The organism is Thalassospira sp. HJ (assembly GCF_000948415.1).
Lineage (GTDB): Bacteria > Pseudomonadota > Alphaproteobacteria > Rhodospirillales > Thalassospiraceae > Thalassospira.
This window is the reverse complement of record NZ_JYII01000010.1, coordinates 219,773-235,699: the sequence shown is the minus strand read 5'-3', so window position 1 is coordinate 235,699 and position 15,927 is coordinate 219,773. Positions and strand designations below refer to the sequence as shown.

The 15,927-nt window shown below is 55.0% G+C and carries 18 protein-coding genes; 11 read left to right on the top strand and 7 right to left on the bottom strand.

What is annotated here, in order from left to right; genetic code table 11:
• The first annotated feature begins 84 nt into the window (after positions 1–84).
• Positions 85–336, top strand: a complete 252-nt coding sequence (locus UF64_RS06580) for an antitoxin (RefSeq protein ID WP_044827808.1) — start codon at positions 85–87, stop codon at positions 334–336.
• Between the two features lie 262 nt (positions 337–598).
• Positions 599–904, top strand: a complete 306-nt coding sequence (locus tag UF64_RS06575) for a type II toxin-antitoxin system RelE/ParE family toxin (protein ID WP_044827807.1) — start codon at positions 599–601, stop codon at positions 902–904.
• A gap of 118 nt (positions 905–1,022) precedes the next feature.
• Here the strand turns inward: UF64_RS06575 and hemF are convergent, their stop codons facing one another.
• Entirely contained in the window at positions 1,023–1,886 is an 864-nt protein-coding gene (gene hemF, locus UF64_RS06570; protein WP_044827806.1) for an oxygen-dependent coproporphyrinogen oxidase, read from the bottom strand.
• Complete coding sequence (locus UF64_RS06565; RefSeq protein WP_044827805.1) at positions 1,883–2,356, bottom strand: tRNA (cytidine(34)-2'-O)-methyltransferase; 474 nt, start codon at positions 2,354–2,356, stop codon at positions 1,883–1,885. The genes hemF and UF64_RS06565 overlap by 4 nt, the downstream gene beginning before the upstream one ends.
• A gap of 294 nt (positions 2,357–2,650) precedes the next feature.
• Between UF64_RS06565 and UF64_RS20510 the strand changes: the two genes are divergently transcribed.
• The 4 genes from UF64_RS20510 to UF64_RS06550 are packed head-to-tail and all read left to right on the top strand — an operon-like array spanning position 2,651 to position 5,390.
• Positions 2,651–2,818: a hypothetical protein gene (locus tag UF64_RS20510; RefSeq protein WP_161794601.1), complete on the top strand. Its 168-nt coding sequence runs from the start codon at positions 2,651–2,653 to the stop codon at positions 2,816–2,818.
• Positions 2,790–3,338, top strand: a complete 549-nt coding sequence (petA, locus tag UF64_RS06560; RefSeq protein ID WP_044827804.1) for a ubiquinol-cytochrome c reductase iron-sulfur subunit — start codon at positions 2,790–2,792, stop codon at positions 3,336–3,338. Before UF64_RS20510 ends, petA begins: the two co-directional genes overlap by 29 nt.
• Positions 3,339–3,349: 11 nt before the next feature.
• The gene (locus tag UF64_RS06555) at positions 3,350–4,618 is read left to right on the top strand and encodes a cytochrome b N-terminal domain-containing protein (RefSeq protein ID WP_044827803.1); all 1,269 of its coding nucleotides are present in this window, start codon (positions 3,350–3,352) and stop codon (positions 4,616–4,618) included.
• Positions 4,611–5,390 carry a cytochrome c1 gene (locus tag UF64_RS06550; RefSeq protein WP_044827802.1) on the top strand — a complete coding sequence of 260 codons (780 nt, stop codon included), beginning with the start codon at positions 4,611–4,613 and terminating at the stop codon, positions 5,388–5,390. Before UF64_RS06555 ends, UF64_RS06550 begins: the two co-directional genes overlap by 8 nt.
• Positions 5,391–5,497: 107 nt before the next feature.
• Here the strand turns inward: UF64_RS06550 and UF64_RS06545 are convergent, their stop codons facing one another.
• Positions 5,498–6,334 (bottom strand): ABC transporter substrate-binding protein, encoded by an 837-nt coding sequence (locus tag UF64_RS06545; protein ID WP_044827801.1) that lies wholly within the window; start codon positions 6,332–6,334, stop codon positions 5,498–5,500.
• 65 nt (positions 6,335–6,399) lie between these two features.
• A complete protein-coding gene (locus UF64_RS06540; protein ID WP_235284985.1) occupies positions 6,400–7,236 on the bottom strand; it encodes a class I SAM-dependent methyltransferase in 837 nt (278 codons plus the stop codon).
• A gap of 134 nt (positions 7,237–7,370) precedes the next feature.
• Between UF64_RS06540 and gloB the strand changes: the two genes are divergently transcribed.
• Positions 7,371–8,141, top strand: coding sequence for a hydroxyacylglutathione hydrolase (gene gloB, locus UF64_RS06535; RefSeq protein WP_044827800.1), 771 nt, complete (start codon positions 7,371–7,373; stop codon positions 8,139–8,141).
• 12 nt (positions 8,142–8,153) lie between these two features.
• Here the strand turns inward: gloB and UF64_RS06530 are convergent, their stop codons facing one another.
• Positions 8,154–9,401: an ROK family transcriptional regulator gene (locus UF64_RS06530; protein WP_152630623.1), complete on the bottom strand. Its 1,248-nt coding sequence runs from the start codon at positions 9,399–9,401 to the stop codon at positions 8,154–8,156.
• A 225-nt stretch (positions 9,402–9,626) separates the two neighbouring features.
• On the opposite strand from UF64_RS06530, the gene UF64_RS06525 reads away from it, so the two are divergent.
• From UF64_RS06525 to UF64_RS06510, 4 genes are all read left to right on the top strand, one after another.
• On the top strand, positions 9,627–10,655 hold the full coding sequence (locus UF64_RS06525) for a sugar ABC transporter substrate-binding protein (RefSeq protein ID WP_044827799.1): 1,029 nt from the start codon (positions 9,627–9,629) through the stop codon (positions 10,653–10,655).
• 178 nt (positions 10,656–10,833) lie between these two features.
• Complete coding sequence (locus tag UF64_RS06520) at positions 10,834–11,916, top strand: ABC transporter permease (protein ID WP_044827798.1); 1,083 nt, start codon at positions 10,834–10,836, stop codon at positions 11,914–11,916.
• Positions 11,913–12,698, top strand: coding sequence for an ATP-binding cassette domain-containing protein (locus UF64_RS06515; protein WP_044827797.1), 786 nt, complete (start codon positions 11,913–11,915; stop codon positions 12,696–12,698). Before UF64_RS06520 ends, UF64_RS06515 begins: the two co-directional genes overlap by 4 nt.
• Before the next feature lie 42 nt (positions 12,699–12,740).
• Positions 12,741–13,373 carry a nucleoside triphosphate hydrolase gene (locus UF64_RS06510; RefSeq protein ID WP_044827796.1) on the top strand — a complete coding sequence of 211 codons (633 nt, stop codon included), beginning with the start codon at positions 12,741–12,743 and terminating at the stop codon, positions 13,371–13,373.
• A 39-nt stretch (positions 13,374–13,412) separates the two neighbouring features.
• Here the strand turns inward: UF64_RS06510 and UF64_RS06505 are convergent, their stop codons facing one another.
• Both UF64_RS06505 and phbB read right to left on the bottom strand, forming a co-directional pair.
• Positions 13,413–14,834, bottom strand: a complete 1,422-nt coding sequence (locus UF64_RS06505) for a mannose-1-phosphate guanylyltransferase/mannose-6-phosphate isomerase (protein ID WP_044827795.1) — start codon at positions 14,832–14,834, stop codon at positions 13,413–13,415.
• Positions 14,835–15,053: 219 nt separating this feature from the next.
• On the bottom strand, positions 15,054–15,776 hold the full coding sequence (phbB, locus tag UF64_RS06500) for an acetoacetyl-CoA reductase (RefSeq protein ID WP_044827794.1): 723 nt from the start codon (positions 15,774–15,776) through the stop codon (positions 15,054–15,056).
• Between the last annotated feature and the right edge of the window lie 151 nt (positions 15,777–15,927).

Genomic DNA, 15,927 nt, shown 5'->3' with positions numbered 1-15,927 from the left:
CCGTTTAATGAAACAGACCACGCAATAGCAACAAACCCACATATGTGTTAATGTGGGTTTGTACATTTGTTGGGAGATTGCCCTATGAGCCGCTTGACGATCGACATCACCGACCAGCAGCATCAAAGCCTGAAGGCGACGGCGGCCTTGCAGGGCAAGACCATCAAGCAGTACGCGCTTGAACGTTTGTTTCCGGATGATGCCAATGCTGACAAGGCATGGCAGGAACTGAAAACCTTAATGGAGAACCGCATCAACGATGCGGTTGCGGGAAAAGTTTCCGACAAAAGCATCGATGAAATCCTTGAGGAAGAACTGAGCGAGAAGCCTGCGTGACGGGTTATATCCTTAGGGTCCAGACTCATTCAAATGATCGTTCCGGCACTTGATAAGAGAGAAAAAACAAGGAAAAGCCCGCAGATTGGGGTGATCCCCAATCAAGGGATTTGACGCAGAGGCTTTCTCTCCTATCAAGTGTCCTTTGGATCACCCGGATTTTCACAGGCTATTTTGTCGCAAAATCTTGAAAGATATTGATCTTCCTGCGGTTTTGCTTCGCATACCTGCACAAATCCGGGAGACCGGAACGATCATTTGAATGAGTCTGGACCCTAACGCAGAGGCAGAAGCCGATCTGCGCGGGATCATTCGTTACACCAACAAGGAGTGGGGCCCCGCACAAGTGCGGCGATATGTGGCCACGCTGGAAAAGGGCATTGATGACCTTGTCACCGGACGTGGTTCATATCGCGACATGAGCGAACTTTTCCCGAACCTTCGGATGGCGCGCTGCGCGCAACATTACGTCTTCTGTCTGCCACGCGAAAATGAGCCCGCATTGGTGGTGGCCATTTTCCATGAGCGTATGGACCTAATGACGCGATTGGCCGATAGAATTCGATAGCGCAGATCAGGCAAGCGGCGCGAGGTTCCCGCTTTCGCGGGAATGACGGTTGTTCCCCGCGCCCGTTTTCGTCGTGTCATGCCTGCGAAGGCGGGCATCCATTCAGAACCATAAAGCCTTACGGCCAGTTTGCTTCGGGCGGCAGCGACATCAGGATGGCTTCGGTGTTGCCGCCGGTCATCAGGCCAAAGCGCGTGCCGCGATCATGGAGGAGGTTGAACTCGACATAGCGACCGCGCTTGATCAGTTGGGCGCGACGTTCATCATCGGTCCAGGACTTGTTGTAGTGGCGTTTGACCAGTTCCGGATAGATATCGCGGAAAGCACGCCCGACATCCTGGGTGAAGGCGAAGTCCTTGTCCCAATCGGCATCGAGATAGTCATAGAAAATCCCGCCCACACCGCGCGGTTCGTTGCGGTGTGGCAGGAAGAAATATTCATCGCACCATTTTTTGAAGCGGTCGTAATAGTCATCACCATGGGCGTCGCAAGTGGCTTTCAGCGCGCCATGGAAATCAGCGGTGTCTTTTTCCTTGGGGAAAACCGGGGTCAGATCGGCACCACCGCCAAACCATGCCTTGGTCGTGACGATGTGGCGGGTGTTCATGTGCACGGCAGGCACATGCGGTGAGCACGGATGGGCGACCAGTGAAATGCCCGCGGCCCAGAAGTTCGGGTTTTCATCGGCACCGGGGATTTCCTTGCGGAATTTTTCGGAAAACTCGCCATGCACGACCGAGATATTGACCCCAACCTTTTCAAACACCCGGCCCTTCATGACCGACATCTCGCCGCCACCTTCTTTTTCACCACGTTCCCAGGTGGTGCGTTCGAACCGACCCGGGGCGCGATCGGAAAGCGGGCCTTCATAGCTGTCTTCGAGGGCCTCGTAACTGGCACAGATTTCATCGCGCAGCTGACGGAACCAGAGGCGTGCTGTTTCCTTGTGCTGTTCGATCAGGTCTTTGTCCGTGCTGTTCATTCCACCCTCTTTGGAAAACTGTTTGTTTGTCTGAGCGCTTCGCCCAGTGTCATTGCGGTTGCCATGGCGACATTCAGCGATCGCATCTGTGGCTGCATGGGAATGACGACGCGGGCATCGACATAGTCATGCACCTGATCAGGCACCCCTTTGCTTTCAGAGCCGAGCATCAGGATATCATCGGCGCGAAATTCAAAATCGCAATAGGGTTCGGCCCCCTTGGTCGTCAGCAACACCAGACGCCCCGGCACCGTTCCGTCTTGGCGGGCTTCGACAAAGGCGCGCCAATCGGCATGGCGTATATAATCGGCCTTTTCGAGATAATCCATCCCGGCACGCTTGAGCGCGCCCGAGGTCAGAAGAAACCCGCAGGGCTCAATAATATCGACCGGCAAGCCAAAGCAGGCGGCCATGCGCAGGATCGTACCGGTATTTTGCGGAATGTCGGGTTCGAATAAGCAGATTCTCATGAGGCCTTTGTAGAATCGTTTTCGATATTTTGTCTAACTGCTTTGTCCAATCTGCATAAACGTGAATGCCCGCCTGGACGCTATTAGACTTTTTTGGAATATGAAAAACTAAAGCCGCAAGTCATTGGCCGATAAAAGGGCCTGATACCCGCATTTACGCTATGTTTTACCGATTTGTGCAGCGCAAAACCATTTGATCCAGTTGAATGCAAACAAATTGCAACTCCAAGTTCTCCTTAACAAACCGGTTTTTTGTTAGTATACGACCTCAAACAGGTCTAAAGGCTTCTGGGAATGGAATTGTTTGATTTTCATCAATGGAAAATCAAGTGTTTTGCCCTAAGTCTTGGTTTTGGCATTCCGCATTACCAAATCGGTCGTATGCCTGTTTTAGGCCGCATGCCTGTTTTGGGGGCAGAAAGAGGGATTAATTATGTCGCAAACGGTGCATTCATCCGGTGAGCAGCCGGACGAGAACCGCAGGGATTTCCTGACCTTGGCGACCACAGCAGTCGGCGCCGTTGGCGTCGGGTGTGCGTTGTTGCCGTTCGTGGACAGCATGAACCCGTCCAAGGACGTTCTCGCGCTTGCCTCGGTTGAGGTAAATTTGGCCAACATCCCGGTTGGTCAGGCAATTAAGGTGATGTGGCGAGGCAAACCTGTCTTCATCCGCCATCGTACCGAACGCGAAATCAATGAGGCCAACGAGGTCGCATTGAACGAGCTCGTCGATCCGCAGAGCGACGATGCACGCGTCGAAAAGAAAGAGTGGCTGATCGTCGTCGGCGTATGCACCCATCTGGGTTGCATTCCGATGGGCACGGCCACAGGCGAAACCCGTGGTGATTATGATGGCTGGTACTGCCCATGCCATGGCTCGCACTATGATACGTCGGGCCGTATCCGCCGCGGCCCCGCACCGTTGAACCTTGTCGTTCCGGAATACGAATTCCTGACCGACACGTCGGTCCGGATCGGGTAAGGAGCAGGTTTATGAGCGCACCTCAGTGGAACAACAAAGTGGTCAAATGGGTTGACGACCGTCTTCCGGTCATCTCCATGCTGCACCACTCTGCATACGAATATCCGACACCGAAAAACCTGTCCTATATGTGGAACTTCGGTTCCCTGGCCGGTTTTGTTCTGGTGACGATGATTCTCTCCGGGATTTTCCTGGTGATGAACTACACCCCGCATACCAGCATGGCGTTCGAGTCTGTCGAACGCATCATGCGTGATGTGAACTATGGGTGGTTGATCCGTTATATCCATATGAACGGCGCATCGATGTTCTTCATCGTTGTGTTCATTCACATTTTCCGTGGCCTGTATTACGGGTCATACAAAGCACCGCGTGAAATGCTGTGGTGGATCGGTATCCTGATCCTTCTGGCGATGATGGCAACCGCGTTCATGGGCTATGTCCTGCCGTGGGGCCAGATGTCCTTCTGGGGTGCAACGGTTATTACCAACCTGTTCTCTGCCTTCCCGATCATTGGCGATCCGCTGGTGACCTGGCTGTGGGGCGGTTTCTCGGTTGATAACCCGACCCTGAACCGGTTCTTCTCGCTGCACTATCTGATGCCGTTCGTCATTCTGGGCCTTGTTGTCCTGCATGTCTGGGCGCTGCACAGCGTACGCTCGAACAACCCGACGGGCGTTGAAATCAAAACACCGCAAGACAGCATTCCGTTCCACCCGTACTACACGATCAAGGATCTGTACGGTCTGGGCGTATTCCTGATCTTCTTCTCGGCGTTTGTGTTCTTTGCACCGGATTATCTTGGTCACCCGGATAACTACATTCCGGCGAACCCGCTGGTCACCCCGCCGCACATCGTGCCGGAATGGTACTTCCTGCCGTTCTATGCGATCCTGCGGTCGATCGATTTCACCATCTTTGGCATCCCGGCAAAACTGCTTGGCGTGCTGGCGATGTTTGCCTCGATCGTGATCCTGTTCGTTATTCCGTGGCTGGATACATCGAAAGTTCGCAGCTCGAAATTCCGTCCGGTTTACAAATGGTTCTTCTGGCTGTTTGTGATCGACACCTTCATCCTCGGCTATTGCGGGGCGAAGGCACCGGATGACTACTTCCTGGGTATTCCGGGTCTGAAAGTCATCGTGATGGGTCAGCTTTCGACGCTGTACTATTTCGCACACTTCCTTGTGGTGATGCCTTTGGTTGGAAAACTTGAACGCACCAAACCGCTTCCTGCAAGCATCAGCGAATCTGTTTTGAAGGAGGGTGCAAATGCGTAAGTTCGCACTGACCGCAATTGCTGCCGCCTTCGCGGTAACCGCATTCACTGGTGGTGCAGCCAAGGCTGCTGGCGGCGATCAGCCGGCACCGGCGGCACAGGATTGGAGCTGGCAGGGTCTGTTTGGCACCTATGACCGTGCCCAGCTGCAGCGTGGCTTCCAGGTCTACAAGAACGTTTGTGCCGGCTGTCACAGCCTGCGCTTCATTGCCTTCCGTAACCTTGAAGGCATTGGGTTCAACGAAGACCAGATCAAGGCGATTGCTGCGGAGTATGACATCGAGGATGGCCCGAATGACGACGGCGACATGTTCGACCGTCCGGGTATCCCGGCAGATTACTTCCCGGCTCCGTTCCCGAACGAAAAGGCGGCTGCGGCTTCGAATGGCGGCGCCATTCCGCCGGATCTTTCGTTGATGAACAAGGCACGTGTGGGTGGCCCGGACTATGTGTTCGGCCTTCTGACCGGCTATGAGGAAGAAGCACCTGAGGGCTTCGACCTTGCTGACGGGAAGTATTACAACCACTACTTCCCGGGCCATCAGATCTCCATGGCTCCGCCGCTTTATGATGAAGCGGTAGAGTACACGGACGGCACGCCCATGACCCTTGAGCAGCATGCACGTGACATTACCGCGTTCCTGAACTGGACGGCACAGCCGGAACTTGAAGCCCGTAAAGCACTGGGCATGAAAGTGATCCTGTTCCTGCTGGTTCTGACCGCGATGATGTATGCGGTTAAGCGCAAGATCTGGCGCGACGTCGAACATTAATTCCGTTCGATCTGCCCCAATATTGAAACAGGCCACCGAACTTCGGTGGCCTGTTTTTTATGCGTCTTACCAACAGAGCGCGTTCTGATGGGTATGACGATGCTGGCCTAATATGAGAAGTAGGAAACGACCAGCTCGTCGATCTCGCCACTGTCGCGCATCTCGCTCAGGACCCGGTCAAGGTCATCGGCGAACGCATCGCGATAGGGCCATTTGCCATCCGGGTCCGGGCCAAAGGCGACATAGCCGTGCTCATGGCCGATGACGGCGACTTCGTCAAACAGGCGTGCGGTTGCCTTGTCGACCGCCAGCTCACGCATCCCGGCCAGAATGGCCATGCGTTCATTGACATAACAATCCACCCGCCCGGCCATCAGGAAACGCAGGTTGCTTGCCGTGGTGTTGGCTTCTTCGAGCAGGATGTCGCCCGCCTCGACCATCTCAAAGAACTCGGGCCCGGCCAGACGGTAGCCGGCATTGTTGGCAAAGCGTGCGCCCTTGAAATCGGCCGGGAAGCTGTTGAGCAGATTGCGCTGGGCGTAATCCTTGCTGCAGATTGCCACCACGGTTTCACGCAGGATCGGAATGGAATAACGTTCAATCCAGTCGCGATCAGCGCGTTCATAGGGCGGGAAGAAGCCCATGATCTTGCCATCCTTGAGCAAATCCATACCGCGCCGGAAGGGCACATTTACGATTTCCAGACGATAGCCCGGCAGGTGATCAAAGGCGGCGTTCAGGATACGCACATAGATGCCTTGCGGCTCCACCCCGTCCAGAAAGGCATAGGGGATATTGCCGTCTTCGGCATAGAGCGTAACGGTAATCGGTATGTTGCTTTGAACCGTTTGCGCAGACACCACATGCGGCACGGCGAGAACGCAGCCAAACAGCGCGCCCCCGGTCAATCTGACTGTGTTTCGCAAAACGGTTTTGAGTTTCATGCCGGTATTATTCCGACAACCCCAACATGCCTGTCAATTGTCATCGAGTAACAGTTGTTTTCTAATCAGTCGGAACACGTGGACGTTTTGGCAGCAGAGGAAGTACCGGACTTTGCCCCCTGCCCAGCACCGTATTTGGGTTCCTTGTGGCAGGTGCAATGTTGCTGATTGCCATCAGCCGGGCGGAGCGGCGGCACGGTTACCGGGATATGCACCAAACGGCGTTTGCGCTGTGGCGTGCCGGAGCTGGCATAAAGCTGTTTGCCGGCTTCGACGATTGAAACCCCGGCAAAGGCCTTGAACAGGCGCGATCCAATATTTTCAAACATCTGCGACCAGCGCAGTAAAAGCCGCATGTTGGTTGGCGGCAGGAACAGTGCCCGACTGTGCTGGACCGGCAGGAACATGTTTTCGCGCATCAGGTTCTGAAGCTGTGAGACGCTATAGGGATGACCATACCCAAACGGCGTCTTTTCCGACCAGGACCAGAGCGAGCTTCGGTTTGGTGTCACCACCACAATCCGGCCATTGGGTGTGAGCACCCGCCAGCATTCGCGCATCAGACGACGCATGGAATCGGAATGTTCGACCAGATGCACCAGAAGAATGCGATCCACCGAACTGTCAGGCAGCGGCAACATGGTTTCTTCGGTGAGCGCCACGCGGTTTTGTTCATCAGCCGGCCAATGCACGCAGCCCTGACGTGCTGGCATGAAGGCCATGACACGCTCTGCCTCACCAATAAACGGGCGCAAATACGGCGTGGCATAGCCAAAGCCCAACACGCGCATGCCCCGGACATCCGACCACATGACGCGCAAACGCCTGCGGATCAGACGACGGGCGGCCTGCCCGATGCTGCTGGCATAAAAACGGTGAAGATCAACGACATCCTGACGCATGCCATCAGCCTATCATTCCCGATCCGGCACGGGAATATTTTTGCAATCCAGGCCGTTCGGTTTTGCGTGATTGTTTCAAGACACAACATCCTGATAGTCTTGGGGCAAAGCTAATTCAGGTTCAGAGGTACGTTATGGCCGCCGGTGAAGTGATCGTCATTCCCTGTCTTTCAGACAATTACACCTATCTCGTGCGCTGCCACCGCAGTGAAGTCACCGCCATTATTGATCCGGGCGAAGCAGCGCCCGTGATTGCCGCCCTTGAGGAACGTGACTGGACGCTTGATCTGGTGATCAACACCCATCACCACCACGACCATATCGGTGGCAATGACGAGCTGATGGAAAAATACGGTGCCAAATTGCTGGGGCCAGCAGCCGAAACCGCACGCATTCCCAATATGGATGAAACCTGTGCGGAGGGGGATCAGGTTCTGATTGGTGATCTGGAAGGTCGGGTGTTTGATGTGCCGGGCCACACCACGGGCCATATCGCGTTTTATTTCCCGGCGATCACCGCGCTGTTTTCGGGCGACAGCCTGTTTGCACTGGGTTGCGGACGTTTGTTTGAAGGCACGCCGGAACGGATGTGGCAGTCCTTGCAGAAATTCCGCAACCTGCCCGCCAGTACGCAAATCTATTGCGGCCATGAATACACCCAGTCCAATGCCCGCTTTGCCAAAACGATTGAACCGAACAATGCGATCCTGACCGCACGCTGCCAGGATATTGACGGGCTGCGCGCACGCAACCTTCCGACCATTCCATCGCGTCTGGATGTCGAGCTTGCCACCAACCCGTTCCTGCGCGCCGATGAGCCATCGGTTGCCGAAGCGCTTGGCATGAGCGGTGAAAGCCCGGTTGCGATCTTTACCGAGATCCGCAAACGCAAAGACAATTTCTAAGCTGATGCTGGATCAGGCCATCTGTTTGAACAGAACGTTCTGATCGAGAAGGTAGCGCGAGAACAGTGGCAGACTTGCCGCCCCGATGGCACGCGCAGCACTGCCCACCCGCCCCTGTTCGATGCGGGGGCGGTCGATCCCCTGCAGGTCAAGCTCGGAAATCGCGGTACGCGTGGCGGCAACCACCCGATCACAGACGTCGGCCGGGAAGCCGCCATCGACAATCACCGCTTCGAAATCAATCACCGAACAGACCGAGGTAATGGCAATCGCCAGACTGCGTGCGGTATGGGAAATCCAGATATCAAGCGTTTCGCCCAAGCCATGCCAGTAGTCGGGATCACGCCAGAGCATTGCGGGATCGCGCCCCTCACGCGTCAGCATTTCTTCGAGTACGAAGATCGATGCCTGATCAATCAGCTGGCTGGGATGGCCGCTGCGCGATGAGACCGGCATGGAGCCAAAGGCGCCTGCGTTGCCCGTCCGCCCGGCATAAAGCGCCTGATTAAGCACCACCCCACCGCCGATGAAGGATCCGATAAAGAAATAGGCGAAGTCGGAATAGTTCGGGCCAAGACCAAAGACAAGCTCCGCCCCGCAGGCCGCGGTCGCATCGTTTTGCTGAAAGACCGGGAATGGCACGATGGCGCCAATGGTGTCGACCAGATCGACCTCGCGCCAGGCATTCATGTCTTCGACCGGGGCGCCGACCTCATCGACCCAGTTCCACAGTTCAAACGGGGCCGCGATGCCGATACCGGCAATGCGATCGATCTGATTGCGGGTAAGTCCGGTCAGGATATCTTCGACCGACTCCCGGACGAAGCGGCGGATGCCATCGGGTGTCGGGTATTTATAGGCTTCGCGTTTGGTCGCGCGCACAGAGCCGACAAAATCCAAAAGGATCAATTCGGCACTGCGCCGGCCGATTTTAAGGCCAAAGGAATAAACCCCGTCGGGATTAAGTGCCATGGGGACCTTGGGCTTGCCGACCTTGCCGCGCACAGGCGTGCCGCGCATCAAAAGGCCGTCCTTTTCAAGGGCGCGCATGATGACAGAAACGGTTTGGGCAGACAGGCCCGAAAGCCTTGCGATATCGGCCTTGGACAGACCGGCATTGCGACGGACCAGCGACAGCACGAGCCGTTCATTATAGGCGCGCACACGCAACTGATTGGCGCCGCCGCCCGGATGCAGCGGACGCGTTGTGCGATCATCCGCCCCGGTATCATCCGGATACGCAGATATGCTGTCTGACATTTGGTCCTCCCACTCGGGATCTTTAATGCCCGATTGAGGACAAGAGTGACAGGAATAATTAATAAATCAATCGGATTTATTAATTGACAGCTTCGCCTATTTGGTGTGTCGTATGCGCCATACAGGTTGAAGACCCGTCACAAAAAGTGCGTCACGACCTGTTGGAAAACAACCAAATCAGGCCCAAATGGCCACATATTCAGGTTCAATCCTGGGAGGAAACAAATGAAGAAAGCACTTCTTGGCGCAGCCCTTGGTGCGCTTGCACTGGGTATCTCTGCGGCCCCGAACACCGCCAAGGCCGACGAAATCGGCGCCTGCCTGATCACCAAAACCGACATCAACCCGTTCTTCGTGAAAATGAAGGAAGGGGCATCTGCCAAGGCCGAAGAACTTGGTATCGATCTTTCGACCTATGCCGGCAAGATTGATGGCGACCATGAAACACAGGTGCAAGCCATCGAATCGTGCATCGCATCGGGTGCCAAGGGCATCCTTCTGACTGCATCGGACACCAAGGCGATTGTGCCGGTCGTTAAAAAGGCGCGTGATGCCGGCTTGCTCGTCATTGCGCTGGACACCCCGCTTGAGCCGATTGATGCGGCCGATGCGACCTTTGCCACCGATAACTTCAAGGCGGGCGAGCTGATTGGTCAGTGGGCCGCGACCAAGCTTGGCGCGGATGCCGCCAATGCCAAGATCGCCCTGCTTGACCTTGCACCCAGTGCACCGTCGGTCGACGTTCTGCGCGATCAGGGCTTCATGAAAGGATTTGGCATCGACATCAAGGACCCCAACAAGATCGGGGACGAGGATGACGACCGGATCGTTGGCCATGATGTGACGAACGGCAACGAAGAAGGCGGCCGTACCGCGATGGAAAACCTGATGCAGCGCGACTCCGGCATCAATGTGGTTTACACCATCAACGAACCGGCAGCGGCTGGTGCCTATGAGGCATTGAAATCCTTTGGCATGGAAGAAGGCGTTCTGATCGTGTCTGTTGATGGGGGTTGCCCGGGTGTTGCCAACGTCAAGGACGGCGTGATTGGTGCGACCTCGCAGCAATATCCGTTGCTGATGGCGTCCAAGGGCATTGAAGCGATCAAGGCATGGGCTGATAGCGGTGAAAAGCCGCAGAACAGCCAGGGCCTTAACTTCTATAACACGGGTGTGAACCTTGTGACCGATCAGCCGGTTGATGGTGTTCCGTCGATCGATGTTGCCGAGGGCATGGATCGTTGCTGGGGCTAAAACCCTGCTAATCCCGACCTGCTTCGAAGGAGGGCAGCTTTACCCCTGCCCTCCTTGTCCCACTTTGCTTTACACTTGGTATGACTCCCGCGCGAACCAACCGGCCATCAGAGCCGGACGGGTGTCGGCATAGGGATCAACAAACTGATCCTGTTTGCAACCAGGTCCGGAGGAAACGATGAGCGAGACACCCAAATCGTCGCGCCAGAAACAGGACTTTGAGCACGCGCTTGAGTCCAGCGACAGCAGCGTCGCGCAATTCGAACATAAACACCGCAGTCTGTTTGACAGTGTGCAGCACTTCCTGCACGGCAACCCGACCATGGTGCCGGTGATTGTTCTTATATTTTCCATCATCATTTTCGGCTTTGTCGCCGGCAGCAAATTCTTTTCACCCTTTAACCTGTCGCTGATCATGCAGCAGGTGTCGATCATCGGCATTCTGGCCGCGGCCCAAAGCCTTGTGATCCTGACGGCGGGCATTGATCTTTCGGTCGGGGCGATCATGGTGCTGATGTCGGTCATTATGGGGCAGCTTGCCGTAACCATCGGCATTCCAGCACCCATTGCCATCGTGATTGGCTGTATCGGCGGGATCTGTGCCGGGGCATTGAACGGGTTTCTTGTGACCCGGATCAAGCTTCCGCCCTTTATCGTGACCCTTGGCACATGGAACATCTTCTTTGCGCTCAACCTGTGGCTTTCAGGGGCGCAGTCCATCCGAAGCCAGACATTGGATGAAATCGCCCCGCTTTTGAAATTCTTTGGTGAAAGCATTGCCCTTGGCGGGGCCAGGATCACGTATGGGTCGATCCTGATGCTGCTGATATTCGGGGTGCTTTGGTACATCCTCAATCACACCAGCTGGGGACGGCATGTTTATGCCATTGGCGATGACAAGGAAGCCGCCGAGCTTTCAGGCATTCGCACCAACCGCACGCTCATCATGGTTTATGGCCTTGCGGGCCTTGTGTGTGCGATTGGCGCCTGGGCCTCGATCGGGCGTGTGGGATCTGTGTCGCCGCAAAGCTTTCAGGAAGCCAACCTGCAATCGATTACCGCGGTTGTGATTGGCGGCATTTCGTTGTTTGGCGGGCGCGGGTCGATCATTGGCCCATTGATCGGGGCGTTGATTGTGGGCGTGTTTAACTCCGGCCTTCGTCTGGCGGGTGTGGATGTTCTCTGGCAGGTCTTTGCGATTGGTTGGCTGACCATTATCGCCGTCGCCATTGACCAGTGGATCAGAAAGGTGTCGTCATGAGCAACGAAATCAAACCTGTTCTTAAGGCACGCGGCATCGTCAAACGCTATGGCCGTGTCACCGCGCTCAATTACGCCGATTTTGATCTTTACCCCGGCGAGGTCCTTGCCGTGATCGGCGATAACGGGGCGGGGAAATCATCGCTGATCAAGGCGCTTTCTGGGGCTGTCACGATTGATGAAGGCAGCATCGAGCTTGACGGCAAGCCGATCCATTTCACCTCCCCCATGCATGCGCGTGAAGCCGGGATTGAAACGGTTTATCAGAACCTTGCCCTTTCACCGGCCCTTTCGATTGCGGATAACATGTTCATGGGCCGCGAGCTTCGCAAGAAAGGCCTGATGGGCAAGTATTTCGGTGCGCTTGATCATAAGGAAATGCAGCGTCTGGCACGTGAAAAGCTTAACGAGCTTGGCCTGATGACCATTCAGAACATCAATCAGGCGGTTGAAACCCTTTCGGGCGGGCAGCGGCAGGGCGTGGCAGTTGCCCGTGCGGCGGCATTCGGATCACGGGTTGTGATCATGGATGAGCCGACGGCGGCACTGGGTGTAAAGGAAAGCCGACGGGTGCTTGATTTGATTGCCGATGTGAAGGCTCGCGGCATGCCGATCGTGCTGATTTCGCACAATATGCCGCATGTGTTCGAGGTGGCTGACCGTATTCACGTTCATCGTCTGGGCAAACGTCTTTGCACGATCAAGCCCGATGATTATAGCATGTCCGATGCGGTTGCCTTCATGACGGGCGCAAAGGAACCGCCGGCAGAAAATGCTGCTTGATCCCTCAATACGACGTGCCCCGGATATGAGAACCACAGCTTCATGACACCTGATCTTGACCATCTGGCAGAAGCCATTCGCGCCAGACACGCCGACGGCGGCCGCATCCTCGTTGCCATCGTCGGCGCACCAGCCTCGGGCAAATCCGCTTTGTCCGACCGGCTTTATCACCATCTGGGGGGTGATAAAGCCGGGGCTGCTGTGGTGCCGATGGATGGTTTTCACTTTGATAACGGTATTCTTGAGGAACGCGGGCTTCTGGCCCGCAAGGGTGCGCCGGAGACATTTGATGTTGGCGGATTGAAACGCACGCTGCTTGCGCTTCGCGACACGCAAGATGAAGACGTCTATGTGCCGCTTTTTGACCGCAACCTCGAAATCTCACGCGGCTCCGCGCGCGCCATCACCCCGCGCCACAAGATCATTCTGGTCGAAGGCAATTACCTGCTGCTTGATCAAGCCCCGTGGACGCAGCTTCACCACCTGTTTGATCTGTCGATCTATCTTGAAGTGCCGGAAGAAACCCTTCGCGAACGCCTGATCGACCGCTGGCGCGGCTATGGCTTTGACGACACCACCGCCACCCACAAAACCACCAGCAACGACCTGCCCAACGCGCAAACCGTTATCCACGGCACCGGCATTGCCGATATTCGGGTTATGACGTGTAGCTGATCTTATCTTCTCGATCCGCTAAGTCTAGTTATAGACCGACTACAAAACATGACGACCATACTCGTCGTCGAAACGCTCAATATCATCTTCCCCAAGGTATGTACCAGATTGTACTTCAATCAACTCGAGCGGGATTTTGCCAGGATTTTCCATGCGGTGAACTGCCCCCAGCGGAATGTAGGTTGATTCATTTTCTTTAAGCAGGAAAGTTTCCTCATCCCGGGTTACCAATGCCGTCCCCTTGACAACAATCCAGTGTTCCGCACGGTGGTTATGTCTTTGCAAGGAAAGTCTGGCGCCCGGCTTGACCGTGATGCGTTTGACTTGGAACCGGTCGCTATGATCAATACTGTCATACGATCCCCAAGGACGCGCAACACGACGGTGCTCTTGAACTTCTGCGCGGCCTGCTGCGTCCAGATCAGAAACCACGCCTTTAATTTTCTCCACCTGGTCAAGCGCACTCACCATCAAGGCATCTGGCGTATCAATAATGGCCAGATCCTTCGTACCAATAGTGACGACAAAACGACGGTCAGACGCATGTACGAGTGTGTTTTGTGAGTCAATTGAATGAATGTTCTCGCTAACACCGAGCTTACCACAATTGTCTTGATCAACGTCGCTTAGCGCAAACATCGCGTCCCAACTGCCGACGTCACTCCAGACACCCTTGAATGGCACGACCGCAATGTTTGTTGCGCGCTCCATCACTGCGTAATCGATGCTTTTTTTGGTTGCGTCTATAAACTCTGCACCAGGTCGCAAAAATGCACCGTCCTGTTCGGCATCTTCCATCGCGGTCATACATTTTTCGTAGATCGTCGGCTCGAAGGTCTGCAAGGCTTCAAGCAGCACTGAACGCTTAATGAGGAAAATTCCTGAATTCCAGAGGAACTTGCCAGAAGAAAGGAATTCCAAGGCTGTTTTAGTATCAGGCTTTTCGTGGAAGCGAACCGATTTTGCAGCATCACCACGAATTTCGTCGCCGGTTTCAATATAACCATACGCAGTACTTGGACCGCTTGGCTGAACCCCGAAGGTTACAATCCAGCCCTCGTTGGCGAGATCCGCTGCGCTAGAAACCATCGCGCGAAACTCATCCGCGCCGGGAATGAAGTGATCGGCCGGACAGAAAAGCAGCAAGTCCTCAGCCCCTCCCTCAAACGCCGCAGCCAAGCCCATGGCAGGCGCGGTATCACGTCCACAAGGCTCGAGGATTTGCGTCAGATCCTGTCCCGCATTTTCGGCGATCTCCTGAACGAAAAACCGATAAACATCACCGCTTACTGCCAGCACATCACCAAGCGGGGCAACTCTGTCGAGCGTAAGTTCAAATAGAGACTTTCCCTTGTAGAGTGGGATGAACTGTTTTGGGGACGCCTTTCGCGAAAGCGGCCAAAGTCTTGTCCCCGATCCGCCACACATAATGATGGGATTGATGATCTTATCTTCTCGCATATTTACTTTGCGCTTTCCGGTGATACATCGTTTAGAACTGAACCCGCTTATAGAACAGTTTTTGCTCTCCTTCCAACACCTCTATCGTATATTGAATAAACAAATTCGGGAAGCTTATCTGTTCGTTCTGCCAAACAAGTCGACTATGCCATAAATAAACGCCCCGCAATATTGCGGGGCGTTTTGCCGTTTGGTGATGTTTGCCGGATCGGCAACATATCAGAACATATGCTGACCGCCATTGATGGACAGGCAGGAGCCGGTAATGAAGCCGGAGTTCGGACCACAGAGATAGAGGATCGCCTGTGCGATTTCGTCTGCTTCACCGAGACGGCCGACCGGGATTTTGGAAATGATGCCTTCAAGCACCTTCTCAGGCACAGCTGCCACCATATCGGTATTTATATAGCCCGGCGCGATGGTGTTGACCGTAATCCCTTTGCGCGCGACTTCCTGGGCAAGGGCCTTGGTAAAGCCGTGCACGCCTGCCTTGGCGGCGGAATAGTTGGTCTGGCCGAACTGGCCGGCCTGCCCGTTGATCGAGGAGATATTCACAACCCGGCCAAAGCCGCGTGCGCGCATGCCCTCAAGGACCGGTTTGGTCATGTAAAACAGCGAGCTCAGATTGGTATCAATCACCGCGTTCCATTGCTCGGTCTCCATCTTGTGCATGAAGCCGTCGCGCGTGATGCCGGCATTGTTGATCAGAATGTCAATCGGCCCGACTTCGGCTTCGACCTTGGCGATGCCCGCAGCACATGCATCCGCATCCGCGACACTCCATTTATAGGTCGCAATGCCGGTTTCATCGGTGAAGGCCTTGGCGGCCTCGTCATTGCCGGCATAGTTCGCCACCACGGTGTAACCCGCATCCTTGAGTGACAGACTGATTGCCTTGCCAATACCACGCGTTCCACCGGTTACCAGTGCTGTTTTTGTCATGGTCGCCTCCCTAAACTTCGTTCATCAAACGTGTCATCCAACATGTCATCGTCACGATTTCCGTAGTTTGCCCTTCTACGATTTGCGTAACTTTAGTCCATAAACAGCGTTATATACGTAATTTTATTTCTTCTCCATCATCGATATCTGC

What these genes read in the sequence shown, in the direction of transcription:
- UF64_RS06580 (WP_044827808.1), top strand. Translation starts at nt 85, where the DNA reads ATGAGCCGCTTGACGATCGACATCACCGACCAGCAGCATCAAAGCCTG.
- UF64_RS06575 (WP_044827807.1), top strand. Translation starts at nt 599, where the DNA reads ATGAGTCTGGACCCTAACGCAGAGGCAGAAGCCGATCTGCGCGGGATC.
- hemF (WP_044827806.1), bottom strand. Translation starts at nt 1,886, where the DNA reads ATGAACAGCACGGACAAAGACCTGATCGAACAGCACAAGGAAACAGCA.
- UF64_RS06565 (WP_044827805.1), bottom strand. Translation starts at nt 2,356, where the DNA reads ATGAGAATCTGCTTATTCGAACCCGACATTCCGCAAAATACCGGTACG.
- UF64_RS20510 (WP_161794601.1), top strand. Translation starts at nt 2,651, where the DNA reads ATGGAATTGTTTGATTTTCATCAATGGAAAATCAAGTGTTTTGCCCTA.
- petA (WP_044827804.1), top strand. Translation starts at nt 2,790, where the DNA reads ATGTCGCAAACGGTGCATTCATCCGGTGAGCAGCCGGACGAGAACCGC.
- UF64_RS06555 (WP_044827803.1), top strand. Translation starts at nt 3,350, where the DNA reads ATGAGCGCACCTCAGTGGAACAACAAAGTGGTCAAATGGGTTGACGAC.
- UF64_RS06550 (WP_044827802.1), top strand. Translation starts at nt 4,611, where the DNA reads ATGCGTAAGTTCGCACTGACCGCAATTGCTGCCGCCTTCGCGGTAACC.
- UF64_RS06545 (WP_044827801.1), bottom strand. Translation starts at nt 6,334, where the DNA reads ATGAAACTCAAAACCGTTTTGCGAAACACAGTCAGATTGACCGGGGGC.
- UF64_RS06540 (WP_235284985.1), bottom strand. Translation starts at nt 7,236, where the DNA reads ATGCGTCAGGATGTCGTTGATCTTCACCGTTTTTATGCCAGCAGCATC.
- gloB (WP_044827800.1), top strand. Translation starts at nt 7,371, where the DNA reads ATGGCCGCCGGTGAAGTGATCGTCATTCCCTGTCTTTCAGACAATTAC.
- UF64_RS06530 (WP_152630623.1), bottom strand. Translation starts at nt 9,401, where the DNA reads ATGTCAGACAGCATATCTGCGTATCCGGATGATACCGGGGCGGATGAT.
- UF64_RS06525 (WP_044827799.1), top strand. Translation starts at nt 9,627, where the DNA reads ATGAAGAAAGCACTTCTTGGCGCAGCCCTTGGTGCGCTTGCACTGGGT.
- UF64_RS06520 (WP_044827798.1), top strand. Translation starts at nt 10,834, where the DNA reads ATGAGCGAGACACCCAAATCGTCGCGCCAGAAACAGGACTTTGAGCAC.
- UF64_RS06515 (WP_044827797.1), top strand. Translation starts at nt 11,913, where the DNA reads ATGAGCAACGAAATCAAACCTGTTCTTAAGGCACGCGGCATCGTCAAA.
- UF64_RS06510 (WP_044827796.1), top strand. Translation starts at nt 12,741, where the DNA reads ATGACACCTGATCTTGACCATCTGGCAGAAGCCATTCGCGCCAGACAC.
- UF64_RS06505 (WP_044827795.1), bottom strand. Translation starts at nt 14,834, where the DNA reads ATGCGAGAAGATAAGATCATCAATCCCATCATTATGTGTGGCGGATCG.
- phbB (WP_044827794.1), bottom strand. Translation starts at nt 15,776, where the DNA reads ATGACAAAAACAGCACTGGTAACCGGTGGAACGCGTGGTATTGGCAAG.